The sequence below is a fragment of the Faecalibacterium sp. Marseille-Q3530 genome (assembly GCF_017377625.1).
Lineage (GTDB): Bacteria > Bacillota > Clostridia > Oscillospirales > Ruminococcaceae > Faecalibacterium > Faecalibacterium prausnitzii_E.
In genome coordinates this window covers 1-23,261 of record NZ_JAFREH010000001.1, presented here as the reverse complement: position 1 = coordinate 23,261, position 23,261 = coordinate 1, and the positions used below count along the sequence as shown (strand labels likewise).

Genomic DNA, 23,261 nt, shown 5'->3' with positions numbered 1-23,261 from the left:
CAAAAAGACAACAAGCCCTCTCCCAATTCGACACAGGCTTTGTTATAATAATTCCTGTCGTTTGAAAACCGGTTTGTTCAAAGGAGAAGTTTATGATCAAGAATATTGAGTTGGAGAAGGCGGCTTACGACTTCAAAGCCAAGATGCCCCTTCGCCAGGCGATCCCGCTGGGCCTGCAGCATGTGTTCGCCATGTTCGTCGGCAACCTGACCCCGCTGCTCATCATCACGAGCGCCTGCGGTCTGGCGGGCGGCGAGTTCGCTGACCTGCAGATCAGCCTGCTGCAGAACGCCATGTTCGTGGCCGGCATCGTCACGCTGGTGCAGCTGTTTTCCATCGGCCCGGTCGGCGGTCAGGTCCCCATCATCATGGGCACCAGCTCCGGCTTCCTGGGCGTGTTCAACAGCGTTGCGGCTTCCATGGGCGGCGGTGTGCTGGCCTATGGTGCCATCATGGGTGCGTCCATCCTGGGCGGCCTGTTCGAAACCGTGCTGGGCTTCTTCCTCAAGCCTCTGCGCAAGTTTTTCCCCTCGGTGGTCACGGGCACGGTCGTGCTGTCCATCGGTCTGTCGCTGATCTCGGTCGGCGTCAACTCCTTCGGCGGCGGCAACGCAGCCAAGGACTTCGGCTCCATGGAGAACCTGCTGCTGGCCGTCTTCGTGCTGGTGGTCATCCTGTTCTTCAAGCACTGGACCAAGGGCTTTTTGAGCTCTTCCTCCATCCTCATCGGCATCGTGGCCGGTTACATTGCCGCCTTCATCATGGGCTTTATCCTGCCCACTACCGGTGTCACCGCCGACGGTGTGGAGTTCACCAAGGCATGGGTCCTGAACTGGAATAAGGTCGCACAGGCCAGCTGGTTCGCCATCCCCAAGCTCGTCCCGGTCAAGATCATCTTCGATATGCGCGCCATCCTGCCGGTGCTCATCATGTTCATCGTCACGGCCGTTGAGACCGTCGGCGACATCTCCGGCGTGATGGAGGGCGGCATGGGCCGCGAGGCGACCGATAAGGAGCTGTCCGGCGGCGTCATCTGCGACGGTCTGGGTTCCTCCTTTGCCGCCTGCTTCGGCGTCCTGCCCAACACTTCCTTCAGCCAGAACGTTGGTCTGGTGGCCATGACCAAGGTCGTCAACCGCGGTGCACTGGCGACCGGTGCCATCTTCCTGATTCTCTGCGGCCTCATCCCCAAGCTGGGCGCACTGGTCTCCATCATGCCCCAGGCCGTTCTGGGCGGTGCGGCCGTCATGATGTTCTCTTCCATCGTGGTATCGGGCATCCAGCTCATCACCAAGGAAAAGATGACTCCGCGCACCCTGACCATCGTTTCGGTGGCGCTGGGCGTGGGTTACGGCATGGGCGCCAACGCCAGCATCCTGGCCCACACGCCGCAGCTGTTCCAGCTGATCTGCGGCGAGTCCGGCATCGTCCCTGCAGCCTTCGTGGCCATCGTGCTCAACGTTCTGCTGCCCAAGGACGAAGAGAACGCCTGAGCTTCCTCTTCAGATCAAAAACTGTTTTAGTTCCCGCAGGGCCTCCGGTGTGTCTGCGTCCAGAAGCTCTGCACGGTCTGCGGTGAATACATTGCAGACCCGCTCCGGGTAACGCCGGAGCAGCACACTGCCGCCTTTGCCTTCGGGCAGGGTGCGCAGGGCGGAAAAATAACCGCATCCAAACAGAACGGGGCTTCCGACAAGCAGTTCCGGGTCGTTTTCGGCCTGGAACGCCAGCCGGAAGATTGCCCGCTCTGTTTCTTTTTGTGTCCGGGTGTCGGCCACAAAGGCGCACACCAGCGCCTCGACCGTCTCCCGCCGCAGCAGGGGCTGGTCGCCGGGCAGGAAGATGCAGCCCGCAAGGCCGGGCTGAAGAGTGAGCAGTGCTTCCAGCCCCAGCCGGACGGTGTCGTTCCGGCCCGGCAGTGCGTGGCGCAGGCAGGCCACCCCCAGCGTTTGGCAGAGCGTTTCCACCTCTGCCGACCGCGTCACGACGATGCGGCAGGCCAGCTGCGGGGTATCGGTGGCGTCCGGTGCCCGGCAGAGCAGCGGCCGCCCGCCGAAATCGGCCAGCAGCTTGTTGGAGCCAAACCGCCGGGCCAGCCCGGACGCCATGATGACACACCCGATCGGATGAGAAGTTTCAGACATGTGGATCCCTCCGCGTTGACGGTTCCGCTTCTCCCCTGGGAGCACGGCGGCAGCGCAGGGCGGATGGAACCGATAATTCTAGTGGTATTATAGCGAAAAATGTGTTAAAATAAAAGCAAACAGCAAAAAAGAGAGGTACTGCGTATGATGACGATCCGGGAATACAAACGAGCGGAAAGTCTTGAAGAAGCTTGGCAGCTCAACCAGAAAAAGAACAATCGGGTCATCGGCGGCATGATCTGGCTCAAGATGGAAAAGATCAACGTCGGCACTGCCATTGATCTGTCCGGTCTGGGGCTGGATACCATCGAGGAGACGGAGGAGCAGTTCTCCATCGGGGCCATGGTCACCCTGCGGCAGCTGGAGCTGGACGCCGGGCTGGCCGCATACACGAACGGAGCAGTGCGGGAGTCCGTGCGGCATATCGTGGGTGTGCAGCTGCGCAACCTTGCCACCGTGGGCGGCAGCATTTACAGCCGCTTCGGGTTCTCGGATGTGCTGACCCTGTTCCTGGCACTGAACGCCTCGGTAGAGCTGTACAAGGGCGGCATCGTGCCGCTGGCCGAGTACGCCACCCGCCCCTACGACCGGGATCTCCTCGTGCGGGTGATCGTGCCGAAGGAACCGGCTGCGTTCTGCTACCAGTCGGTGCGGAACAGCCAGACCGATTTCCCGGTGCTGACCTGCGCCGCCGCCAAAACGGCCGAGGGCTATCGCTTCGCCATCGGTGCCCGGCCGGGCAAGGCAGTGCGGTTTGACCTGACGCCCAACGCAGCCGAGACGCCGGAGCTGCTGGCAGACCGCTTTGCCGCAGAAGTGCGGGCAGCGATCAAGACCGAGAGCAATCTGCGCGGCAGCGCCGAATACCGCAACCATCTGGCCGGAGTTCTGGTCAAGCGTGCGGTCCGCCAGCTGGAAGGGTAACGGAAAGGAGACCACGATGCAAATCACCATCATTCTGAACGGAACCAGAGTTTCCGCCGAGGCCGCCCCGGATACTCTGCTCATCGACTTTGTCCGCAGCCACGGCTGCTACAGCGTCAAGCGCGGCTGCGAGACTGCCAACTGCGGCCTGTGCACCGTCTTTCTGGACGACAAGCCGGTGCTGTCCTGCTCGGTGCTGGCAGCCCGTGCCGACGGCCACCGTGTCACCACGCTGGAGGGTCTGCAGGACGAAGCCGCAGAGTTCGGCGCGTTCATCGCGGATCAGGGAGCGGAGCAGTGCGGCTTCTGTAACCCCGGCTTCATCATGAACGCCTTGGCCCTCTTCCGCGAGAAGGAGTACCCCACCGAGGACGAGATCAAAGAATACCTTGCGGGCAACCTCTGCCGCTGTTCCGGTTACGAGGGCCAGCTGCGGGGCATTCAGGCATTTCTCGCATGGAAACGATCGAAGGAGGCTGCCGAATGAAAAACGTCAACAAACCGTTCCGGAAAAAGGACGCGATGCAGCTCGTGACCGGTAAGCCGGTGTACATGGACGATCTCGCTCCTGCCGACTGCCTCATCGTCAAGCTGCTGCGCTCGCCCCACCCCAACGCCATCGTCAAGACCATCAACACCACGGTGGCCAAAAAGGTGCCCGGCATCGAGGCCATCTTTACCTGGGAGGATGTGGACCAGAACGCCCGCCGCTACACCCAGGCCGGCCAGACCTACCCGGAGGCCAGCCCCTACGACCGTCTGGTCATCGACCGGCACGTCCGCTTTGTGGGCGATGTCGTGGCCATCGTGGCCGGTGCAGATGACAAATGCGTCGAGAAGGCGATGAAGCTCATCAAGGTGGAGTATGAGGTGCTGGAGCCGGTGCTGGATTTCCACACCGCCAAGGACAACCCCATCCTCGTCCATCCGGAGGACAACTGGGAAAGCCTGTGCCCCGTGGGTGCGGACAACAAGCGCAATCTCTGCGCCCACGATGAGTGTGGCAGCGGCGACATCGACGCCGTGCTGGCCGACTGCGACGTGGTCATCGACCATGTGTATCACACCAAGGCCTGCCAGCAGGCGATGATGGAGACTTTCCGCACCTGCTGCTATATGGACCTCTACGGCCGTCTGAACATCCTCAGCTCGACCCAGATCGTCTTCCACACCCGCCGCAACGTGGCCAACGCGCTCCACATCCCCAAATCCATGACCCGCGTCATCAAGCCCCGCATCGGCGGCGGTTTTGGTGCCAAACAGACGGCGGTTTCGGCCATCTCCCCGGCCTTCGTTACCTGGAAGACAAAAAAGCCCAGCAAGCTCATCTTCACCCGGGAGGAGAGCCAGACCGCTTCCTCGCCCCGCCATGAGATGGAGATGCACGTTCGCCTCGGTGCCACCAAAGAGGGCCTCGTGCGCGGCATCGACCTGTACACCCTCTCGAACACAGGCGCTTACGGCGAGCACGGCCCCACGACGGTGGGCCTGTCGGGCCATAAATCCATCCCGCTGTACGGCAAGGCCGAGGCCTTCCGTTTCGTCAGCGATGTGGTGTACACCAACCACATGTCCGCCGGTGCCTACCGCGGCTACGGCGCAACGCAGGGCCTGTTTGCCGTGGAGTCTGCCGTCAACGAGCTGGCGGCAAAACTCCACATGGACCCGTTCAAGATCCGCGAGATGAACATCGTCCGGGAAGGCGATGTCATGCCCGCCTACTACGGCGCAGTGAACACCAGCTGTGCGCTGGACCGCTGCCTCAAAAAGGTCCACGACATGATCGACTGGGACAACAAGTATCCCGCCCGCGACCTCGGCAACGGCAAGGTCCGCGCCGTCGGCATGGGCATGGCGATGCAGGGGTCCGGCATTTCGGGCATGGACGTCGGCAGCGCGACCCTCAAGGTCAACGATGACGGCTTCTATTCGCTGATCATCGGTGCGGCGGATATGGGCACCGGCTGCGACACCACTCTGGCGCAGATCGCCGCCGAAGTGCTGGACTGCGAGCTGGACGACATCATGGTCTTCGGTGCCGACACCGACGTCTCGCCCTACGACTCCGGCTCCTATGCGTCCAGCACTACCTACGTCACCGGCAAGGCCGTCGAAAAGTGTGCGCTGAAGCTGCGGGCGCAGATCTGCAAGCTGGGCGCGGAGCTGCTCCACTGCGAGGAGAGCGAAGTGGTCTTTAACGGCAAGACCCTCTCTGTGGACGCCGACCCGACGAAAAAGGTCTCCCTGAGCGAGGTGGCATTCGCCTCCCAGTTCGGCCACATGGTGCCGCTGGAAGTCACCGAGACCCACACGTCGCCCTTGTCGCCTCCGCCGTACATGGTGGGTGCTGCCGAGATCGAGCTGGACAAAGAGACCGGCGAAGTCAAGGTCGTGGATTATGCCGCCTGCGTGGACTGCGGCACCCCCATCAACCCCAATCTGACCCGTGTGCAGGCCGAAGGCGGCCTGCTGCAGGGCATCGGCATGGCGCTGACCGAGAACATCACCTACGACAGCAGAGGCTGGCCGATGGAAAACTCGTTCATGCAGTATAAGATCCCCGCCCGTGTGGACATTGGCCGCATCCGGGTGGAGTTTGAGAGCAGCTACGAGCCCAACGGCCCGTTTGGTGCCAAGTCCATCGGTGAGGTGGTCATCAACACGCCGCTGCCCGCCATTGCGGATGCAGTGTACAACGCCATCGGCACCCGCTTCTATGAGCTGCCCATTACCCCGGAACAGATCGCTATGGCCGTGGAGGAAACCCGCTGAATGCTGCCCGAAGCACCGTTCCCATTTCTGGCTGAAAAGGGCCATGTCGTCTCGCTGGTGGGCGGCGGCGGAAAAACGACGCTGCTCTATCAGCTGTCGGCCCACTGCGCCCGCAAGGGCTGGCGGGTGCTGGCCGCGACCACGACCCACATCCGGCAGCCGGACCACAACATGGCCCATACAGAAGCCGAATGCAGCGCCCTCTGGGCTGCGGGGGAATATGCTGTCCTGGGCACACCGGACGGCTGCGGCAAGCTGACCGCCCCGCCGCCGGACGTGCTGCACCGCTGGATGCGGCAGGCCGACACCGTTTTTCTGGAAGCCGACGGCGCGAAACGGATGCCCTGCAAGGCCCCGGCGTCGCGGGAACCAGTGCTGCTGCCGGAATGCGACACCGTGCTGGCCGTGGCCGGGCTTTCAGCTCTGGGCCGCCCTTTGCGGGAGGTCTGCTTCCGGCTGGACGAAGCCTGCGCACTGCTGCATACCGCACCGGACGCCCCCCTGACGCCGGAGCTTCTGGCCGCACTGCTGGCCAGCGAAGCCGGTGGGCGGAAGCTGGTGGGAGAACGGGCGTTTTATGCAGTGCTCAACCAGGCGGACGACCCCGCCCGGCGGGCGCTGGGCGAGACGACCCGGACCATCCTGTGGGAACGATATCATGTGCAAAGCGTTCTGACGCATTTTGCAAAAGGAGAACGAGCCGAATGAGCGAAGAAAAGATCGTGTTTTGTACAGGCGGCGGCTGCACCGCCAAACTCGGCGCGGGGGTACTGAGCCGCATTCTGGAAAAGCTGCCGCGCGGCGAGCAGGACCCAAACCTGCTGGTCGGCTATGACAGCAAGGACGACGCGGCGGTCTACCGCATCACCGATGACCTTGCGTTGGTGCAGACGGTGGATTTTTTCCCGCCCATGGTCGATGATCCCTATACCTTTGGGCAGATCGCCGCAGCCAACGCCCTCAGCGATGTCTATGCGATGGGCGGCGAGGTGAAGACGGCCCTGAATCTGGTCTGCTTCCCGGAGAGCATGGACCTGAACGTCCTGGGCGAGATCCTGCGCGGCGGTGCCGAAAAGGTGGCCGAAGCGGGGGGCATTCTCGCGGGCGGGCACTCCATCGCGGACGCCGGCGTCAAATACGGCCTCTCGGTGACGGGCCTTGTGGACCCGCACCGCCTGACCGCCAACGACACCGGTCGCCCCGGCGATCGGCTCATCCTGACCAAGGCGCTGGGCGTCGGGCTCATCTGCACGGCCAACCGTGTGGGCGAAGCCGCGCCGGAACAGATGGAAGCCGCCATCCGCTCCATGACGACGCTGAACAAAACGGCGGCAGAGATCGCGCGGAAGTATGAGGTCCACGCCGCAACGGATGTGACGGGCTTCAGCTTCCTCGGCCACCTGCACGAGATGATGGGCGGGCGGCTCTCCTGCGTCGTGGATGCCAGAGCTGTGCCGGTGTTGCCCGGCGCATGGGAGGCGGCGGACGCCTGCCTGTACACCGCTGCCGGGCAGCGCAACCGCAACCATACCGGCCCGTTCGTCCGGTTTGAGAACGTGCCTTTCCCGATGGAAGAGATCCTGTTCGACCCGCAGACGTCCGGCGGGCTGCTGCTGGCGGCGGCCCCGCAGAAGGCGGAGGCGCTGGCGCAGGAGCTGCGTGCGGCGGGCCTGCCTGCCGCCATCGTGGGCGAGATCCGGGATGCACAGCCCACGGAGATCACAGTGAAGTATTGAGAGGATAGAACGATGATGTTGAACGTAGATGCACGCGGGGATGCCTGCCCGCTTCCCGTTGTCAAGGCAAAAAAGGCCATCGCTGCGCTGAACGGTGCAGGCGAGGTGGAGGTTTTGGTGGACAATGAGATCGCCGTCCAGAACCTGACCAAGATGGCGCAGCAGAAGGGCTATGGCTCCAGCGCGGAGAAGCTGGCAGAGCGGGAGTACCGTGTCCGGTTCACGGTGGGCGATGCCTCCGCTGCGGCCGAAGAGCCTGCCGTCTGCACACCCGATGCCCGCACCGATACCGTGGTGGCCATCGCAGCGGATACGATGGGCGAGGGGGCCGAGGAGCTGGGCAAGACCCTGCTCAAGGCATTCGTCTTCTCGCTGACCCAGCAGGAGAAGCTGCCCAGGACCATTTTGTTTTACAACGGCGGCGCGCACCTGACCTGCGAAGGCTCCCCGATGCTGGAAGACCTCAAGGTGCTGGAAGCTGAGGGTGTGGAGATCCTGACCTGCGGCACCTGCCTGAATTTCTACGGTCTGACCGAGAAACTGCGCATCGGCACCGTGACGAATATGTACGTCATTGCGGAAAAAATGCTGAATGCCGGGAACGTGGTCAAGCCGTGATCTACCTCGATCATGCCGCCACCACACTGCAAAAGCCGCCGGTGGTGGGGCAGGCGATGCTCGCGGCTTTGCAAACGGCGGGCAACCCCGGACGCGGGGCGCATGAACCGACCCTTCACGCGGCCCGCATCGTTTACGACACGCGCACGGCGCTGGCAGAGCTCTTCCATGCGGAGGACCCGGCCTGCATCGCCTTTGCGGCCAACGCCACCCAGGCGCTCAACACCGCCATCGGCGGGCTGCTTTCGCCCGGCGACCATGTCATTGCAACGGTCTGTGAGCACAACTCGGTGCTGCGGCCCCTCTACCGCCTGCGGGAACAGGGGGTACAGCTCAGCTTTGTGGGGGTGGATGACCGCGCCGTTCTGCGGTATGAGCAGTTCGAGCAGCTGGTCCGGCCCAACACCAGAGCGATCGTTGTCACCGGGGCGTCGAATGTGACCGGCCATGCCACCGACCTGCCCTTTGTGGCGCAGGTGGCAAAAAAGCACGGCCTTCTGTTGATCGTGGACGCTGCCCAGACGGCGGGGAGCCTGCCCATCGACGTGCAGGCCCTCGGCATCGACGTGCTCTGCTTCACCGGGCACAAGGGGCTGATGGGCCCGCAGGGCACCGGCGGGCTGTATGTCCGGCCGGGGCTGCGGGTCGCGCCGCTCATTGTGGGCGGCAGCGGGGTGCACAGCTTTGACGAAGCCCACCCTGCAGAGATGCCCACGGCGCTGGAAGCCGGTACGCTGAATGTCCCCGGCCTTGCCGGGCTGGGGGCCGGGGTGCGCTGGCTGCTGGAACAGGGGGTCGAGGCGCTGCACGCCAGAGAAATGGCGCTGACCCGGTCGTTCTGGGAGGGCGTCCGGGAGGTCCCCGGTGTCGTTCTGTACGGAACGCTTGCAGCCCCCCGTGCGCCGATCGTCTCGCTGAACCTTGCCGGAGAGGACTCCGCCCGTGTGGCGGATGTGCTCTGGGAGGAATACGGTATCTGTGTGCGGGCCGGTGCTCACTGTGCCCCGCAGATGCACCGGGCGCTGGGCACCGTGGAGCAGGGCGTGGTGCGGTTCAGCTTTTCGCACCAGAACACCGAAGCCGAGGTGCGGTGCGCCGTAAAGGCGATCCGTGCGATGGCATTGGAGGAATAAAATGCGAGCAAAACGACCGTATATCGTGCTTTCGTTCCGCGCCACGGTGGATGCCATGGCGTGGGAAAAGCGCTGCCTTGCCGAGCACATCCCCGGCCGGCTCATTCCGCTGCCGCGGGAGCTTTCCGCCGGGTGCGGTCTGGCGTGGCGGATGCTGCCGGAGGACTGGCAGTGCTGGCGGGAGCGCTTTGACCCTGCCGCCTACGATGCCGTTGCGCAGGTGGAACAATGATTTGAAAAAAGGAGACCCTTGCATGGAACCCCGAACTTTTTGTGATGCTTTGAACCGTGAGGCGGGCGATTACCTATTGGCTACGGTGCTGGAGGGCGCGGCGCAAGGGGCGCAGCTGCTGTTGTGCGGCGGTGTGCCCGTCTGGCCGGAACATCCGGCGGCGTGTCTGGAAGCACAGCTGCCTGCGCTGCAGCAGGTGACTGCCAGCGGAGTGCAGACATTTGGGGCGCTTCGTGTTTTTTCCGAGCGGTTCGGTGCGGCCCCGCGTCTGGTGGTCTGCGGCGGCGGTCATGTGGGGGCATCGGTGGTGCGGCTGGCAAAGCTGCTGGGTCTGCCTGTCTGCGCCTTAGAGGACCGCCCGGAATTTGCCGGGCAGCTGCGGCAGGCCGGGGCCGACCCGGTGCTCTGCCTGCCCTTTGAAGAGGGTCTTGCAGCAGTTTCCGGTGGGGCAGAGTGCTATTTTGTGGTCGTTACCCGCGCCCACAGCTGTGATGTCCAGTGTCTGACGGCCATTCTGCAAAAGCCCGCCGCCTATGTCGGCATGATGGGCAGCCGGGGCCGCGCGGCGCTGGTGCGCCGTCAGCTGACCGAAGCCGGGCTGGACCCGGCGCGGGTGGAACAGCTCCATGCGCCCATCGGTCTGGCCATCGGGGCCAAAACGGCGGAGGAGATCGCGCTTTCCATCCTCGCACAGATCGTGCAGGTCAAGAGCACCCGCTCGCTGACCGAGGGCTTCCCGCCCGCCATTCTGGAGGCATTCCGGGCGCTGCAAACGCCTGCAGTGCTGGCGACCATCGTGTCCCGCCACGGCTCCACGCCGCGGGAAGTCGGCTCCAAAATGCTGGTCCTGCCGGAGGGCAGGGCCGTGGGCAGCGTGGGCGGCGGCATCATGGAATACCGCATCCAGCAGCTGGCCGTGAAGATGCTGACCGGGGCGGCAGCGCCCGCCCAATTGGCCAATCTCACTACCGATGGCACAGGCGATGATGCGGCCATTGCGGCCTGCGGCGGCTCCATGCAGGTCTTTTTACAGCGGATCAAACCGGAGGAATGAACGATGAAACAGGAAAAACGGATCGTGGTGCGGGGCGGTGGAGACCTTGCCACCGGCACCATCCACCGGCTCTGGTCTGCCGGGCTGCGGGTGCTGGTGCTGGAAGCGGAGCACCCCGCCGCCATCCGCCGTCAGGTGTCCCTGTGCGAGGCGGTCTATGAGGGCGAGACCACTGTGGAGGGTCTGCGGGCCGTGCGGGTGGCTTCGCTGGCTGAGGCAGATGCCGTCTGGGCACAGAACGCCGTCCCGGTTTTGGTGGACCCGAAGGGCAGCTGCCTGGCTGCGGCAAAGCCTGCCGTGCTGGTGGATGCCATCATTGCCAAGAAAAATCTCGGAACCACGCGGGATATGGCTCCGCTGACCATTGCCCTCGGCCCCGGCTTTGTGGCCGGGCAGGATGTGGACGTGGTGGTGGAGACCAAGCGCGGCCACAAACTGGGCCGCATCATCCGGGTAGGCTCTGCTGCGCCGAACTCCGGTGTGCCGGGCGTCATTGGCGGTTATGGGGCCGAGCGGGTCATCCATTCGCCCGCTGCTGGTGTGTTCCGGAATCGCCGCGCCATTGCAGATTTTGTGGAGGCTGGCGAGACCATCGCCCTGCTCGAAACGCCGGAAGGGGAGACCGTCCCCGTCACGACGCAGATCTCCGGCATCCTGCGGGGCCTTCTGCGGGATGGCTACCCGGTGCCGAAGGGCTTCAAGGTGGCCGATGTAGACCCTCGCCGCGAGGAGCTGGAAAACTGCTTCCTCATCTCCGACAAGGCCCGCTGCATCGCGGGCAGTGTACTGGAGTTGGTGGCTGCTGAGCTTTGGAAATAACGAAAAAACGAGCAAAAGAAAAACCGCCGCCTTCCGGTCTTCCCGGAACAGCGGCGATTTTTGCTTGCAGGGGTCAGTTCGTCTCTTCGGTGAGCTTGGTGATGAGCATCTGGTAGATCTCGTTGCCCTTGAGGATGAACTGCTTTTTTACGAGGTCAGCGCTGAGCCGGTCGGGGGTGCCGATGTTCAGGCAGAACAGCTCCTGATCCAGCGCTTTGATGGTGCAGCGGATGGTGCAGTGCCCATCCGGCTTTTCGGTGATGCGGGCCGCATACTGTGCCTCCTTGCGGGCCCAGGTCTGGCTGCGCAGCACGGCGGCTACGGCGCGCTCCCGCACACTGCGGGGCAGGTCATAGGCCAGCTCCTGCGCGACCTTGCGCCCTTTTTCGGTGATGGTGTAGCGCCCATCGGTCAGCGTGACCAGCTTTTGCTGGGTGATGTCATCCAGGCAGGAGCCGATCTCAAAATAATTGACCAGCGCTTCCTCCATCAGGGCGTTTTCAATCTCCGTGCGGGTGATCGGCCCGGCATTCTTCACGAGATAACACAGCAGCAACCGGATCTCGGTGCTGTCGGTCAGCCCGCCGGGGCGGACACCGGCGGTAAAAGCATCGTTAGCGGCCATTGTTCTGCACATCCCCCTCAAGTTTCAGATTGCGGAAAATCATCTTCTCTTTATAGTATAAAGGGTTTTACGCCGGATTGCAAGCCGCAACCGAAAAATCGGTCTCGATCCGCTTAGGGCTGTCGGGCGTGGAGTAGAGCCAGTGGTCCAGGTGGCCTTCGGTGATGAAATAATGCAGCTCGAACCGGTGGCTCTGGCCGAGGCTGTGGTTCACGATGACGAGTTTGATCTTCATTTTCTCCGGCAGGATGTTCTTGATGTAAACACTCACAGCCTGGCCGGGGTGAAGATCCTGGCAGCTCTCGGCCAGCCCGGCCAGATTCGGTGCGATCTCGATGAAGGTTCCGTATTCTTCCACGCTGCGCACGATGCCCACCACCGTTTCGCCCACGGTAAAACCGGCGGCGTTCTCGGCCCAGGTGCCCAGCAGCTCCCGGATGGTCAGGACAAATCGCCCCTGCACATCCCGACTCTTGATGACGCACAGGATCTGTTGCCCCACGCTGACCCGGTCGGCGGGGGAGGAGATGCGGCTGACCGACATGCAGTCGATGGGGAGCAGGGCGCTGATGCCGCATCCTACGTCGCAGAAAGCTCCGAACGGTTCGATGTGGGTCACGGTGCAGGGCAGGATGTCGCCGGGGCGGAGGGTGTCGAGGTAGTCTGCCTTGCACATCCGCTGCGCCTCGGCGCGGGAGAGCCGGTAGCAGGGCTGGCCGGCCTCATCGGTGTCCAGCTCTTCGATGACAAAACAGGTGGGCCGCCCCACCCGCGTGAGCACGGCAATGTCCCGCACACTGCCCGTCTCGGCTCCGTCGGCACACTGCTCAAAGGGCATCACGGCCCGCACCCCGCCCAGTTCGAACCGCAGCTGGCGGGCCGTGTCGAACGCCAGTGCAGTGCTCTGCAAAATTTCACGGCTGGCCATGGCCGCCCGCAGCTCCGCAGCCGAAAGCCGGTCTGCACTGCGGTAATTTCCTTCGGTACGATAAGTCTGCATCATTCTTCATTCCTCTTTCTGTGCTGTTTTTGTCTTGCGCGCCCGCCGTTTTGCCCGGCGGCAGTAAAACCATATGCGCTGACAATTGCATTTTATACGAGTTTGGATTATACTATATCTGTATGCGGCGGCCGATGCGAAATCGGTGCGGGCCGCGATACGGGCCTGTGCCGGAGGGCACAGGCAGGAGGGAGAGCTGTTCATGGATATCGCAGTTGGAGATACCATCCTCACCCGCAAGAAGCACCCCTGCGGAGCGTCCAGCTTCGAGGTGCTGCGGGTGGGCATGGATTTCAAGATCCGCTGCACGGGCTGCGGCCGCGAGGTCATGCTGCCCCGCGCAAAGATCGAAAAAAACATCAAAAAGGTCCAGAAGCCCGGTGCCGCCGAGTGACGAACCGCCACATCCCATGAGAACGATAAGGAGAACTGCACAAGTATGTCAAAACTGTTTTCTCAGATGGATGCGGTCTGCCACCGGTTCGAGGAGCTTTCGGTCCGCCTGAACCAGCCCGAAACAGCGGCGGACCCGGCACTGTTTCGCCGCCTGATGCAGGAATACCATGAGGCCGAGCCAGTGGTGCAGGCCTATCAGGCCCTGACAACGGCGCAGGATCATCTTGCTCAGGCAAAAGCCCTGCTCGAAGGGGAGACCCTCGACCCGGACTTTAAGGAAATGGTACAACAGGAGATCAGCGAAAAAAGTCAGGATGTGGAAGAACTGGAAAATTCTCTCAAAATTTTGCTCCTGCCCAAGGATGTGAACGATGGCAAAAGCGTCATCGTGGAGATCCGCGGCGGGGCAGGTGGCGAGGAAGCTGCCCTGTTTGCCCACAGCCTGATGCGGATGTACACGATGTATGTGCAGAGCCGTGGGTGGGAGCTGGAAGTGCTCAACCTCAACGAGACGGAGCTTGGCGGCGTGAAGGAAGCCATCTTCGCGGTGAACGGTGCAGGGGCATACAACCGCCTCAAGTATGAGAGCGGCGTCCACCGGGTGCAGCGGGTGCCGGAAACGGAGACGCAGGGCCGCATCCATACCTCCACGGCCACGGTGGCCGTGATGCCGCAGGCGGAAGAGGTGGACTTTGCGCTGGACCCGAAAGACCTCCGCATCGACACCTTCCGCTCCTCCGGCGCGGGCGGTCAGCACATCAACAAGACGTCCAGCGCCATCCGGGTGACGCACCTGCCCACCGGCATGGTGGTCGAATGCCAGAACGAGCGCAGCCAGTTCCAGAACAAGGATAAGGCGCTGGAGATCCTCCGCAGCCGCCTGTTGGCCCAGAAGCAGAAGGAACAGCAGGATGCCATCAATGCCGATCGTCAGGGCCAGGTGGGCACCGGAGACCGCAGCGAGAAGATTCGCACCTACAACTTCCCGCAGGACCGCTGCACCGACCACCGCATCGGCCTGACCGTGCACAATCTGGATAAGATTTTAGACGGCAATCTGGACGAGATCATTGATGCGCTGGCGACCCATGAGCAGGCCGAAAAGCTCCGCCAGCTCAACACACAAAGCGACAAATAATGCGCCTGAAATGGTGTAAAGAACATATACTTTACAGATAGAAAGAACGATGATTCGTATGGAAATGAAAACTGAGATACTACCCGCCAAGGGCGAGGGCATTGCAAAAGCGGCTGCGCTGCTGCAGCGCGGCGAACTGGTGGCCCTGCCCACGGAGACGGTCTACGGCATCGCAGCCGATGCCCGCAATGGGGAGGCTGTGGCAAAGATCTTTGTGGCCAAGGGCCGCCCGCAGGATAACCCCCTGATCGTCCACATCACCGGCCCGGAGATGCTGCCCGGCCTCGTCAGTGAGGTGCCGGAGCGGGCACAGCTGCTCATAGCGGCGTTCTGCCCCGGCCCGCTGACCATCATCATGCCGCGCGGCCCGGAGGTGGCGGCGGAGTGCTGCGCCGGTCTGGACACCGTCGGCATCCGGATGCCCAGCCACCCCGTGGCCCGTGCGGTCATCGAGGCCAGCGGCTGCGCCTTTGCGGCCCCTTCGGCCAACCTGTCCGGCAAACCCAGCCCCACCAACGCACAGGACGTCTTCACCGATATGAACGGCCGTCTGCCTCTGATCTTGGACGGCGGCGAGTGCGACTGGGGCGTGGAGTCCACGGTCGTGTCGGTCGTGGGCGATAAGCCCACCCTCTTCCGCCCCGGCCACATTACATTGGAAGACCTGGAACGCGCCCTCGGCGAAGAGGTCGAAGTCTCCAAGGCCATCCTCGAAAAGCTCCCGGAGGGCGCGGTCGTCCGCAGCCCCGGCATGAAGTATAAGCACTACGCCCCCAAGGCGGATGTCACCCTGCTGGACGGCACCTTCGAGCAGTTCAAGGCTTACGTGGAGGCCCACATGGACCAGAATCCCAGCTGCCTCTGCTTCACGGGCGAGGCCGAAAAACTCGGTGTGCCCTGTGTGGAGTATGGCCGCGAGGGCGATGGTGCCGACCAGGCAAAGCACATCTTCCGCAGCCTCCGCGCACTGGATGAGCAGGGCGACGGCGTCGTCTATGCCCGCTGCCCGCAGAAAGACGGCCTGTCCATGGCGGTGTACAACCGCCTCATCCGGGCGGCGGCTTTCCGGGTGATCGCGCTATGATCACGCTTGGCATCACGGGCCGCAGCGGCTGCGGAAAATCCACCGTGACCGCGGTGTTTTCGGCCCATGGGGTCCCGCTGGCCGACGCAGACCAGATCTCGCGGGAGATGCTGCTGCCGTCTTCGCCGCTGCTGCCGGTGCTGGCCCGGCGGTTCGGGGCAGACATCCTCCGGGCGGACGGCTCGCTGGACCGCCGCCTGCTGGCAGACCGTGCGTTCGCATCGCCGGATGGCAAAGCGGCGCTGGATGCCATCACCCACCCGGAGATCGTCCGCCTCATCCGGCTGGCAAAACACGCCGCCGAAGAGGCGGGGGCTTCGCTCTTTGTGCTGGATGGTGCGGTCATCGTCGGGACGGAGGCCGAAGCCGAGTGCGACCGTCTGGCTGTGGTAACGGCTCCATTTGAAACGAGTGTGGCCCGCATCGCAAAGCGGGACGGCATCGCGCCCGAAATGGCAGCGCGCCGCCTGAACGCCCAGACGCCCGAAGAAGCCCTGCTGGCCCGCGCCGATTACGTCCTGCGCAACGACGCAGACCTTGCCGCACTGGAAGCAGCTGCGAACGCGCTTTGCGAGCAGCTGCTGGCGGAAGGCGGCACGAAAGGTGGTGCGCGACCCTCGGTTTGAATGCGAAGAGATTTTTGAACGGCCTCGTTCTGGTGTTTCTGGTGACGCTGGGCATCCTCTGCCTGCCGCCGGTGCGGACGCGGGTGGAAAAAACGCTCTATCCCTGCAAGTATTCCGCCCTTGTGGAGCAGTATGCCGCCGAGTACGACCTCGATCCGCTGTTGGTCTACTCCTTTGTCCGGACGGAGAGCGGCTTTGACCCGGATGCTACATCCAGCGTCGAGGCCCGCGGCCTGATGCAGATGACCGAGGAGACCTTCCTCTGGCTGCGCAGCAAGATCGCGGAAGGGGAAAACGTCACCTTCGGGGATCTGTATGACCCCGCTGTCAGCCTGCGGTTCGGCTGCTACTACCTCCATCTCTGCATGGAGCGCTACGGCGGCGATGTCGCCACAGCGGCTGCGGCCTACCACAGCGGCTGGGGCACGGTGGATGCGCTGCTGCAAAAGGAAGAACACTCCGCCGACGGCATCACGCTGCAGGGCTTTCCCTACAACCAGATGCACCACTATGTGGAAAAGATCACCGCCTGCTATGCAGTGTATCAGAATCTGTATGGCACTTGATCCGCTTGAACCGGGTCTCCCGGTTTGAAATATTTAGGAATATGGAAACAGAAAGGCAGGAGAAATTCTATGGCAGAAAAAACTCCGACCCAGCAGCTGGCCGAAAAGCTGCTCTATAAGCCTGCTTACGTCGCCGACAAGGATGCAGACGTCAAGCAGAAGGCACATGCTTTTGCCGAGGGCTACAAGAAGTTCCTCGACAACGGCAAGACCGAGCGCGAAGTCGCCGCCGAGAGCGAGCAGATGCTCAAGGATGCCGGCTACGTGGAGTTCGACCCCAAAAAGACCTACCAGCCCGGCGATAAGGTCTACTTTGTCCAGTTCAAGAAGGCCGTCGTGGCTTCCACCATCGGCACCCGCAGCTTTGAGGACGGCTTCCGTCTGGTCATCGCGCATACCGACAGCCCCCGTCTGGACCTGCGCCCGACCCCACTGTATGAGTCTGACCACCTGAGCTACTTCAAGACCCATTACTACGGCGGCATCCGCAAGTATCAGTGGGGCACCATGCCGCTGTCCATCCACGGCGTCTTCACCCGCGACGACGGCACCACCGTTACCGTCCGCGTCGGCGAGGACGAGGGCGACCCCGTCTTCTGCATCACCGACCTGCTGCCCCATCTGAGCGCCGAGCAGAACACCCGCACCCTGAAGGACGGCATCAAGGCTGAGGAGCTGAACATCCTCATCGGTTCCGATGCTGTGGAGGATGAGGACGTCAAGGAAGCCGTCAAGCTGAACACCATGATCCTCCTCCACGAGAAGTACGGCATCACCGAGAAGGAGTTCATGCGGGCCGAGATCGAGATCACCCCGGCTTACAAGTGCCGTGACGTCGGTTTTGACCGCTCCATGGTGGGCGGCTACGGCCACGATGACCGTGTGGACGCTTACCCCGCACTGATGGCTGAGATCGAGACCAAGGCCCCGGCCTACACCACCGTCTGTGTCCTCACCGATAAGGAAGAGATCGGTTCTGATGGTGTGACCGGTATGCAGAGCATGTATGCCTTCCACTTCATGCAGGAGCTGTGCCGCACTGCCGGTCAGGACGACATCCTGGCCTTCCGCAACAGCGTCTGCCTGTCCGCAGACGTCACCGCTGCCTACGACCCGTCCTGGGCCAGCGCCTTCGAGCCGATGAACGGCACCTATGCAGGCCGTGGCGTGGCGATCTTCAAGTACACCGGCGGTGGCAGCAAGGGCTCCGCAAGCGATGCCTGCGCAGAGCTGGTCAGCGATGTCACCCGGATGCTCGACAAGGGCAACGTGGCATGGCAGATCGGCGAGCTGGGCCGTCTGGATCTGGGCGGCGGCGGCACCATTGCCAAGTATGTGGCCAATCGCGGCATCCCCGTGCTGGACATCGGCGTGCCGGTGCTGTCCATGCACTCTCCCTTCGAGGTCATCCACAAGAGTGACCTGTACATGGCATATCGCGCCTTCAGCCTCTTCAACAACGCACAGTAAGCGCCATTGAAAAACCAGTGCCCCGGCAGGTCTTGTGCCCGCCGGGGCATTTTTGCGCTATTTTTGGGAAAATACTTGACCTTCTACCGACTTTATGGTGTAGTGTAAGGGCGGAGGTGAAGCAAATGAACATCAAACAGGCTTCGGAACAGAGCGGGGTCTCCAGCCCCAACATCCGCTTTTACGAAAAAGAAGGGCTGCTGACGCCTGCCCGCAACCGGAGCAATGCCTACCGGGATTACACCGCCGAAGACGTCCGGACCCTGAAGCTGATCCGGATGCTTCGGATGCTGGATCTGCCGCTGCCCACCATTCAAAGCGTTCTCCGTGGGGAACAGCCGCTGGCCGAAGCAATCCAGGCGCAGCAGGCAGTGCTGGAACAACAGGCCGCCCGGCTGGCGGGTGCGATCCGCTTTTGTGCAGAACTGACCCGGCAGGCACCCCGGATGGAGCAGCTGGATGTGGACGACTGCCTGAAACGGATGCAGGACCCGCAAGAGCCGGACGGATTCTTCACCGGCTGGCTCAAGGACTACCGTACGGTGGCAGAAAACGAACAGAAAAAGCGTTTTTACATCGTATCGGAGCAGTCCATCAACACCCCGGAGGACTTTGCGGAAGCGCTGCAGCGCTATGCCGAAGCGCAGGGAAGCCCTCTGTGCATCACAAAAGGCGGGATGTATCCAGAGTTTGAGTGGAACGGCATCCGATACAAAGCGTGGCGGGGGCAGGGCCGCTATTGCGATTCTATCTGCTGCGAAGCGGTCTTCCCGGAATCGCTTCAAACGGGGCTGCCGCCCAGACGGGAGCGCCTGCTTCGATGGCTTTGGCGGCTGCTCCCTGCGGTGGTGGCCGCTATGGTGTTGGCAGCACTTGCTCTACGCGGCAGAATGTGAACCCCTGATCCCGATACCACTGGATGATGTCCGGCAGGGCTTCGGCGGTGGTGTGGGTGGTGGCGGAATCGTGCATCAGAACGATGCACTGGGTCTGTTCGCCGGTCTCCCGCACCACATTGCGGTAGATGGTGGATGCGCTGGGTTTGCCGCCCACAGCATCCTCGGCGCAGACGTTCCAGTCCACAGAGGTGAAGCCTTTTTCAGCGGCCTGCGCTTTCAACTCGCTCATGATGCCTTTGCCGCCGTAGCGTCGGCTGACGGTGTTGGTGCTCCCGCCCGGAAAGCGCAGATAGTGGATGCCCTCCGTGTGGACATAGGGCGCGATGCGCTCCTTCAGCAGGGCAAGGTCCTGCCAGTAGGCATCCGGGCTCCGGTAGATGTCGCTGTACTCGTGCGAGGCAGAGTGGAATGCGATCTGGTGCCCGGCGGCTTCTGCCTCAGCGAGAAGCGGCAGATACTTCTCGTTGTACCCGGTCGCCACCACAAAAAAGGTGGCCCGGACTCCGGCAGCGTTCAGCGCGGCCAGAACGTCCGGCGTCGTCTTGCTGGGGCCGTCGTCGAAGGTCAGACAGACCCATTTGTCCGGTGGTGCGGGCGGCGTTTCCGGCACCGATCCGGCCGGCACTTCGCTTGCGGCAGGGGAGACGAAACCTTCGTCCGGGATGGGCGTCAGGTCATTTTCCCGGCACCCGATGACCGGCGCAGAAGCATAGAAACTCCCAAGCCAAAAACCTAAGCCCAGCCCCAGAAATAGAAGGATCGCGCCCTGTAATAAAAACTTTTTCTGCACCTTCACACCAAAAACCTCCTCATGCTGTGAATTTATGAAAAAGCGTCTCCGTACAAGATATGAGAGCCGAAAAATTCTATGAAAAACGCTTGACTTTTCCAGGAGATTATGGTACTATACTTGAGCAGTCCGCACCACGGTTTCAAACCTCAGGAATCGGAGATTGCACCAAAACAGTATGCGAAGGTGGCGGAACTGGCAGACGCGCACGTTTGAGGTGCGTGTGGTTTATCCTTGGGGGTTCGAGTCCCCTCCTTCGCACCAAACAATGAAAATCCGAACCTTTTCTCGATAGGAGAAGGGTTCGGATTTTTTGTATTCTTCGGAAAAGAGAACAATGGCTCTTCCCTGACGGCTGTGTGTCCGAAACCTTATCAGAAAAAAGACCGTGTCACAAAGGTCACAACTGTAAAGGTGCCGTAAGGCAGAAAGGACACAAACATGAAGTACGATGAAAGAGCCTGCAAGTTCAACATGGATACCGGCTGCGTGGAACTACTGCTCCGGGATGGGAGAATGATCTCCATTGACTGTACCGGGGTCGAGGATGCGTTGGATGTGACCATGGCGCAGAGGTCAGAACTGGATTATCTTATCTACAATGACCCGCTTGGCTATGCCGATTTGATTCTGAACGGAGACCCGGAGAAATATTTGAGGAATGTAGCTGAAAGCCATGGATTAGAGGATTGATCGTTTAGAGATTAACTCGATATAAGGAACAAGCCCACAGGTCTGCCGTATTTTTATGCGGTCTATCCTGTGGGCTTGTTTGTTATTATCGACTCATGATTGAATTTGAAATTTCAAGCACGACCGTATCATGTTTATAGGTGGTAACAACCATCGGCAGGCCTCCAGCCTTCAAAACTTATGCAGACGTTTGATTTTCGTATCGTTTAAGCCAGAGGAAAAAGCCTATATTGAGCAGAATGCCCACTACGGTGGAGGTGGGTGCGGACAGACCGATCATAGTCAGGCTGGCATTAGGCTGGATGCTCATAATATATGCCATGGGAAGGCGCACCAGCAAAGTCTGCACCAGCCCCTGTACCATGACCCAGAGCGTTTTGTCGTTACCGTTGAAGTAACCCACCATGCTGAACAGGATGGCGGTGGCGATGGTCTCGGGCGCAAAGCCCTTGAGGTAGGCGTAGCCGTTGGCAATGACAGAGGCATCTGCCGTAAAAAGGCTGGAGAGAACGTCACCCTTGCACCACACCAATGCAAATACGACGCAGCCGAACACCAGACCGATGCCAATGCCGGTGAACATGGACTGCTCGGCGCGTTTTTTGTTGCCGGCACCCACGTTCTGCGACACAAAGGACGCCATGGACTGCATCAGAGAACTGGGGATCAGCATGGCAAAATTAACGATCTTGCACGCCACACCGTAGCCGGAAGATGCCTCCAGCCCCAACCGGTTGACGAAGGCGCAGAGCGCCAGAAAGGAAAGCTGGGTCAAAAACTCCTGCAAAGCCAGCGGCAGACCGATGCCCAGAAATTTTTTGCACTGGGGGTTCAGCTTGAAATCAGAGCGATGGATTTTGAAGGGCAGCTCCTTCTTCAGCAGCATTGCGATTGCACAGATTACGCTGACAGCTTGTGCTGCTACCGTAGCAATGGCGGCACCGGCAGCATCCAGATGAAAACCAGCCACCAGCACCAGATCGCCAATAATATTCACAATGCACGCCACCAGCACAAAGATCAGCGGAGAGCGGCTGTCGCCCAGACCGCGGAAAAGAGCCGAGAGCATATTATAGGCTACAATAAAGAAGATGCCGCTGCCGCAAATGCGCACATAGCTGGCGGTCAGGTCTAGGGCTTCGGCAGGAGCCTGCATCAGACTGGCAATAAACCGTGCAAAAAACACCAGCACCACGAACAGTGCAGCTGCCAGAAGGGTGAACACAATAGCTGCCCCGCCAATGACTTGCCCGATGTACTGCGGTCGTTTTTCGCCCAGATAGCGGGCAATGAGCACTGTGACGCCCATGGCAAGCTGGGTGACAACAAAGGTGACGAGATTGAGTACCTGGCTACCAGTAGAAACCGCAGACAAGCCTGAAGTGGAGCCAAAGCGCCCCACTACCAGAAGGTCTACTGCGCCGTAAGCGGCCTGCAGCACCAGCGCACCCAGAATGGGCAGCATGAAAAAAGCGAGCTTTGGCAAAATGCGGCCTTGGGTAAAATCGGTCTTATCGTTTTTCAAGAGAATCTTTCCTTTCGCGCATAATAGCATAGAATTTTTCCAGCGTTTGGATGGTGCACGCTGCATCCTCCTCGGAAATGCTGTCCAGATACGGGAGCAGTTGCGAGAAGTAGTCCGTATTGTACTTCTGGGAAAGCGCTTGCCCGCTCTCGGTGAGAAACAGATAGGTCACGCGGCCATCTTCAGCGGATACCTGTTTTCTCAGATACCCTTTGTGCTCCATCTCTTTTACGGTACGGGTCACACCGGGGCGGGGCAGGTTCAGTGTATCGCTGAGATCAGAGATCTTCGGCCAGATGCCACGGGTCTGCAATTTCTGAATAACATCCAGACACTGGATATAGGAGGATGTCACACCCTCCGGCAGGGCAGGCAGCATCTCCCGTGCCCGCTTTGCCAGATAGCAGGCATCCAGCAGCTGCTTGATCAGTTCGATGGTCATAATGAAATTCCTCTCCAAACGATTATCGAAGGTAATTAACATTGATAATTATATAGAACTACCCGGGAATGTCAAGTCTTTTTGAAAAATCGGAGATGTCGGCAGCTTTGAGGCATCTGCTTCCGGCATACCATTCTAGAGGGTGTTTGAGCGAATACAGTCTGAACCATGGATTAGAAGATCAAATACAAAACAAAAACAGGGTGCGTCCCTGAATAGGACGCACCCTGCCAGCGTAATTCACGATTTGATTCGTTGGCAACAACCGTGAATTGCATATCGCAAACAGGTCGTTGAGAATTGCTCTGCTTGTAAAACTTGCGATTAAAGCCACAGATAACAGCGATATGTACAACAGGGCGTTCCCCGTCGGGAACGCTCTGCTTTTCTTTGCTGGGGGCATGATGAGCCTGCTCCGCCTGCCATGCAGCAAACTCCCGCTGTCCTACCTCGCTGTTCCAGCAGGCAAGGATGGCCGGGTAGAACGCCCGTGCCAGACGGTCGATGACATCATCGGGGTAAGGGGAAATGTTTGTGGACTTTTTCTTTTTGTTCAAACGCACGCTCCTTTGATC

At 61.1% G+C, this 23,261-nt stretch carries 26 protein-coding genes and 1 tRNA gene; 20 read left to right on the top strand and 7 right to left on the bottom strand.

Going from position 1 to position 23,261, the window contains the following annotated elements; all coding sequences use genetic code 11:
• The first annotated feature begins 92 nt into the window (after positions 1-92).
• A complete protein-coding gene (locus tag J3350_RS00135; RefSeq protein WP_097792136.1) occupies positions 93-1,493 on the top strand; it encodes a uracil-xanthine permease family protein in 1,401 nt (466 codons plus the stop codon).
• A gap of 9 nt (positions 1,494-1,502) precedes the next feature.
• On the opposite strand, the gene J3350_RS00130 is transcribed toward J3350_RS00135, so the two are convergent.
• Complete coding sequence (locus J3350_RS00130; protein WP_242700062.1) at positions 1,503-2,144, bottom strand: NTP transferase domain-containing protein; 642 nt, start codon at positions 2,142-2,144, stop codon at positions 1,503-1,505.
• Between the two features lie 144 nt (positions 2,145-2,288).
• On the opposite strand from J3350_RS00130, the gene J3350_RS00125 reads away from it, so the two are divergent.
• Genes J3350_RS00125 through yqeB form a run of 10 tightly spaced genes read left to right on the top strand, consistent with a single transcriptional unit; the run spans position 2,289 to position 11,432 of the window.
• Positions 2,289-3,068 carry a xanthine dehydrogenase family protein subunit M gene (locus J3350_RS00125; RefSeq protein ID WP_097792137.1) on the top strand — a complete coding sequence of 260 codons (780 nt, stop codon included), beginning with the start codon at positions 2,289-2,291 and terminating at the stop codon, positions 3,066-3,068.
• 16 nt (positions 3,069-3,084) lie between these two features.
• Positions 3,085-3,555, top strand: a complete 471-nt coding sequence (locus tag J3350_RS00120) for a (2Fe-2S)-binding protein (RefSeq protein ID WP_097792138.1) — start codon at positions 3,085-3,087, stop codon at positions 3,553-3,555.
• Positions 3,552-5,840, top strand: a complete 2,289-nt coding sequence (locus tag J3350_RS00115) for a xanthine dehydrogenase family protein molybdopterin-binding subunit (protein WP_207685294.1) — start codon at positions 3,552-3,554, stop codon at positions 5,838-5,840. The genes J3350_RS00120 and J3350_RS00115 overlap by 4 nt, the downstream gene beginning before the upstream one ends.
• Positions 5,841-6,548, top strand: a complete 708-nt coding sequence (gene yqeC / locus J3350_RS00110) for a selenium cofactor biosynthesis protein YqeC (protein ID WP_207685293.1) — start codon at positions 5,841-5,843, stop codon at positions 6,546-6,548.
• The gene (gene selD, locus J3350_RS00105) at positions 6,545-7,576 is read left to right on the top strand and encodes a selenide, water dikinase SelD (protein WP_207685292.1); all 1,032 of its coding nucleotides are present in this window, start codon (positions 6,545-6,547) and stop codon (positions 7,574-7,576) included. The genes yqeC and selD overlap by 4 nt, the downstream gene beginning before the upstream one ends.
• Before the next feature lie 15 nt (positions 7,577-7,591).
• A complete protein-coding gene (yedF, locus tag J3350_RS00100) occupies positions 7,592-8,194 on the top strand; it encodes a sulfurtransferase-like selenium metabolism protein YedF (protein ID WP_207685628.1) in 603 nt (200 codons plus the stop codon).
• Positions 8,191-9,327: an aminotransferase class V-fold PLP-dependent enzyme gene (locus tag J3350_RS00095; protein WP_207685291.1), complete on the top strand. Its 1,137-nt coding sequence runs from the start codon at positions 8,191-8,193 to the stop codon at positions 9,325-9,327. The genes yedF and J3350_RS00095 overlap by 4 nt, the downstream gene beginning before the upstream one ends.
• Before the next feature lies 1 nt (position 9,328).
• Entirely contained in the window at positions 9,329-9,559 is a 231-nt protein-coding gene (locus J3350_RS00090; protein WP_207685290.1) for a DUF3343 domain-containing protein, read from the top strand.
• 22 nt (positions 9,560-9,581) lie between these two features.
• A complete protein-coding gene (locus J3350_RS00085) occupies positions 9,582-10,613 on the top strand; it encodes an XdhC/CoxI family protein (RefSeq protein ID WP_207685289.1) in 1,032 nt (343 codons plus the stop codon).
• Positions 10,614-10,616: 3 nt separating this feature from the next.
• A complete protein-coding gene (gene yqeB / locus J3350_RS00080) occupies positions 10,617-11,432 on the top strand; it encodes a selenium-dependent molybdenum cofactor biosynthesis protein YqeB (protein ID WP_207685288.1) in 816 nt (271 codons plus the stop codon).
• A gap of 73 nt (positions 11,433-11,505) precedes the next feature.
• On the opposite strand, the gene J3350_RS00075 is transcribed toward yqeB, so the two are convergent.
• Positions 11,506-12,057 carry a DUF4364 family protein gene (locus J3350_RS00075; protein WP_207685287.1) on the bottom strand — a complete coding sequence of 184 codons (552 nt, stop codon included), beginning with the start codon at positions 12,055-12,057 and terminating at the stop codon, positions 11,506-11,508.
• Between the two features lie 67 nt (positions 12,058-12,124).
• Positions 12,125-13,060, bottom strand: a complete 936-nt coding sequence (locus J3350_RS00070) for a S1 RNA-binding domain-containing protein (RefSeq protein ID WP_207685286.1) — start codon at positions 13,058-13,060, stop codon at positions 12,125-12,127.
• A 199-nt stretch (positions 13,061-13,259) separates the two neighbouring features.
• On the opposite strand from J3350_RS00070, the gene J3350_RS00065 reads away from it, so the two are divergent.
• The 7 genes from J3350_RS00065 (at position 13,260) to J3350_RS00035 (ending at position 19,233) form a co-directional block, all read left to right on the top strand.
• Positions 13,260-13,451: a DUF951 domain-containing protein gene (locus J3350_RS00065; RefSeq protein ID WP_097792148.1), complete on the top strand. Its 192-nt coding sequence runs from the start codon at positions 13,260-13,262 to the stop codon at positions 13,449-13,451.
• 45 nt (positions 13,452-13,496) lie between these two features.
• Positions 13,497-14,591, top strand: coding sequence for a peptide chain release factor 1 (prfA, locus tag J3350_RS00060; protein ID WP_207685285.1), 1,095 nt, complete (start codon positions 13,497-13,499; stop codon positions 14,589-14,591).
• Between the two features lie 58 nt (positions 14,592-14,649).
• On the top strand, positions 14,650-15,675 hold the full coding sequence (locus J3350_RS00055; RefSeq protein WP_242700061.1) for an L-threonylcarbamoyladenylate synthase: 1,026 nt from the start codon (positions 14,650-14,652) through the stop codon (positions 15,673-15,675).
• On the top strand, positions 15,672-16,301 hold the full coding sequence (gene coaE, locus J3350_RS00050; protein ID WP_207685283.1) for a dephospho-CoA kinase: 630 nt from the start codon (positions 15,672-15,674) through the stop codon (positions 16,299-16,301). Before J3350_RS00055 ends, coaE begins: the two co-directional genes overlap by 4 nt.
• 14 nt (positions 16,302-16,315) lie before the next feature.
• The gene (locus tag J3350_RS00045; protein WP_242700060.1) at positions 16,316-16,867 is read left to right on the top strand and encodes a lytic transglycosylase domain-containing protein; all 552 of its coding nucleotides are present in this window, start codon (positions 16,316-16,318) and stop codon (positions 16,865-16,867) included.
• 69 nt (positions 16,868-16,936) lie between these two features.
• Positions 16,937-18,337, top strand: a complete 1,401-nt coding sequence (locus tag J3350_RS00040) for an aminopeptidase (RefSeq protein WP_097792153.1) — start codon at positions 16,937-16,939, stop codon at positions 18,335-18,337.
• Between the two features lie 125 nt (positions 18,338-18,462).
• Positions 18,463-19,233 (top strand): MerR family transcriptional regulator, encoded by a 771-nt coding sequence (locus J3350_RS00035; protein WP_207685282.1) that lies wholly within the window; start codon positions 18,463-18,465, stop codon positions 19,231-19,233.
• Here the strand turns inward: J3350_RS00035 and J3350_RS00030 are convergent.
• Complete coding sequence (locus J3350_RS00030) at positions 19,193-20,032, bottom strand: polysaccharide deacetylase family protein (RefSeq protein ID WP_370569239.1); 840 nt, start codon at positions 20,030-20,032, stop codon at positions 19,193-19,195. The two genes, J3350_RS00035 and J3350_RS00030, sit on opposite strands and share 41 nt — an antisense overlap.
• Positions 20,033-20,206: 174 nt before the next feature.
• Here J3350_RS00030 and J3350_RS00025 point away from each other — a divergent pair.
• Together J3350_RS00025 and J3350_RS00020 are read left to right on the top strand one after the other, a co-directional pair.
• Positions 20,207-20,290: transfer RNA gene (locus J3350_RS00025), tRNA-Leu, on the top strand.
• 177 nt (positions 20,291-20,467) lie between these two features.
• Positions 20,468-20,719 carry a DUF6061 family protein gene (locus J3350_RS00020; RefSeq protein ID WP_097782243.1) on the top strand — a complete coding sequence of 84 codons (252 nt, stop codon included), beginning with the start codon at positions 20,468-20,470 and terminating at the stop codon, positions 20,717-20,719.
• A gap of 178 nt (positions 20,720-20,897) precedes the next feature.
• Here the strand turns inward: J3350_RS00020 and J3350_RS00015 are convergent, their stop codons facing one another.
• From J3350_RS00015 to J3350_RS13890, 3 genes are all read right to left on the bottom strand, one after another.
• Positions 20,898-22,244, bottom strand: a complete 1,347-nt coding sequence (locus J3350_RS00015; RefSeq protein WP_097782786.1) for an MATE family efflux transporter — start codon at positions 22,242-22,244, stop codon at positions 20,898-20,900.
• Positions 22,231-22,686: a MarR family winged helix-turn-helix transcriptional regulator gene (locus J3350_RS00010; RefSeq protein ID WP_097782787.1), complete on the bottom strand. Its 456-nt coding sequence runs from the start codon at positions 22,684-22,686 to the stop codon at positions 22,231-22,233. The genes J3350_RS00015 and J3350_RS00010 overlap by 14 nt, the downstream gene beginning before the upstream one ends.
• 173 nt (positions 22,687-22,859) lie before the next feature.
• Positions 22,860-23,261, bottom strand: a 402-nt coding sequence (locus J3350_RS13890) for a hypothetical protein (protein WP_242700059.1), incomplete at its 5' end; no start/stop codon positions are given.

Bases quoted from the DNA above. Each gene is read 5' to 3' on its own strand.
- J3350_RS00135 (WP_097792136.1), top strand. From the start codon at position 93: ATGATCAAGAATATTGAGTTGGAGAAGGCGGCTTACGACTTCAAAGCC.
- J3350_RS00130 (WP_242700062.1), bottom strand. From the start codon at position 2,144: ATGTCTGAAACTTCTCATCCGATCGGGTGTGTCATCATGGCGTCCGGG.
- J3350_RS00125 (WP_097792137.1), top strand. From the start codon at position 2,289: ATGATGACGATCCGGGAATACAAACGAGCGGAAAGTCTTGAAGAAGCT.
- J3350_RS00120 (WP_097792138.1), top strand. From the start codon at position 3,085: ATGCAAATCACCATCATTCTGAACGGAACCAGAGTTTCCGCCGAGGCC.
- J3350_RS00115 (WP_207685294.1), top strand. From the start codon at position 3,552: ATGAAAAACGTCAACAAACCGTTCCGGAAAAAGGACGCGATGCAGCTC.
- yqeC (WP_207685293.1), top strand. From the start codon at position 5,841: ATGCTGCCCGAAGCACCGTTCCCATTTCTGGCTGAAAAGGGCCATGTC.
- selD (WP_207685292.1), top strand. From the start codon at position 6,545: ATGAGCGAAGAAAAGATCGTGTTTTGTACAGGCGGCGGCTGCACCGCC.
- yedF (WP_207685628.1), top strand. From the start codon at position 7,592: ATGTTGAACGTAGATGCACGCGGGGATGCCTGCCCGCTTCCCGTTGTC.
- J3350_RS00090 (WP_207685290.1), top strand. From the start codon at position 9,329: ATGCGAGCAAAACGACCGTATATCGTGCTTTCGTTCCGCGCCACGGTG.
- J3350_RS00085 (WP_207685289.1), top strand. From the start codon at position 9,582: ATGGAACCCCGAACTTTTTGTGATGCTTTGAACCGTGAGGCGGGCGAT.
- yqeB (WP_207685288.1), top strand. From the start codon at position 10,617: ATGAAACAGGAAAAACGGATCGTGGTGCGGGGCGGTGGAGACCTTGCC.
- J3350_RS00075 (WP_207685287.1), bottom strand. From the start codon at position 12,057: ATGGCCGCTAACGATGCTTTTACCGCCGGTGTCCGCCCCGGCGGGCTG.
- J3350_RS00070 (WP_207685286.1), bottom strand. From the start codon at position 13,060: ATGATGCAGACTTATCGTACCGAAGGAAATTACCGCAGTGCAGACCGG.
- J3350_RS00065 (WP_097792148.1), top strand. From the start codon at position 13,260: ATGGATATCGCAGTTGGAGATACCATCCTCACCCGCAAGAAGCACCCC.
- prfA (WP_207685285.1), top strand. From the start codon at position 13,497: ATGTCAAAACTGTTTTCTCAGATGGATGCGGTCTGCCACCGGTTCGAG.
- J3350_RS00055 (WP_242700061.1), top strand. From the start codon at position 14,650: ATGGAAATGAAAACTGAGATACTACCCGCCAAGGGCGAGGGCATTGCA.
- coaE (WP_207685283.1), top strand. From the start codon at position 15,672: ATGATCACGCTTGGCATCACGGGCCGCAGCGGCTGCGGAAAATCCACC.
- J3350_RS00040 (WP_097792153.1), top strand. From the start codon at position 16,937: ATGGCAGAAAAAACTCCGACCCAGCAGCTGGCCGAAAAGCTGCTCTAT.
- J3350_RS00035 (WP_207685282.1), top strand. From the start codon at position 18,463: ATGAACATCAAACAGGCTTCGGAACAGAGCGGGGTCTCCAGCCCCAAC.
- J3350_RS00020 (WP_097782243.1), top strand. From the start codon at position 20,468: ATGAAGTACGATGAAAGAGCCTGCAAGTTCAACATGGATACCGGCTGC.
- J3350_RS00010 (WP_097782787.1), bottom strand. From the start codon at position 22,686: ATGACCATCGAACTGATCAAGCAGCTGCTGGATGCCTGCTATCTGGCA.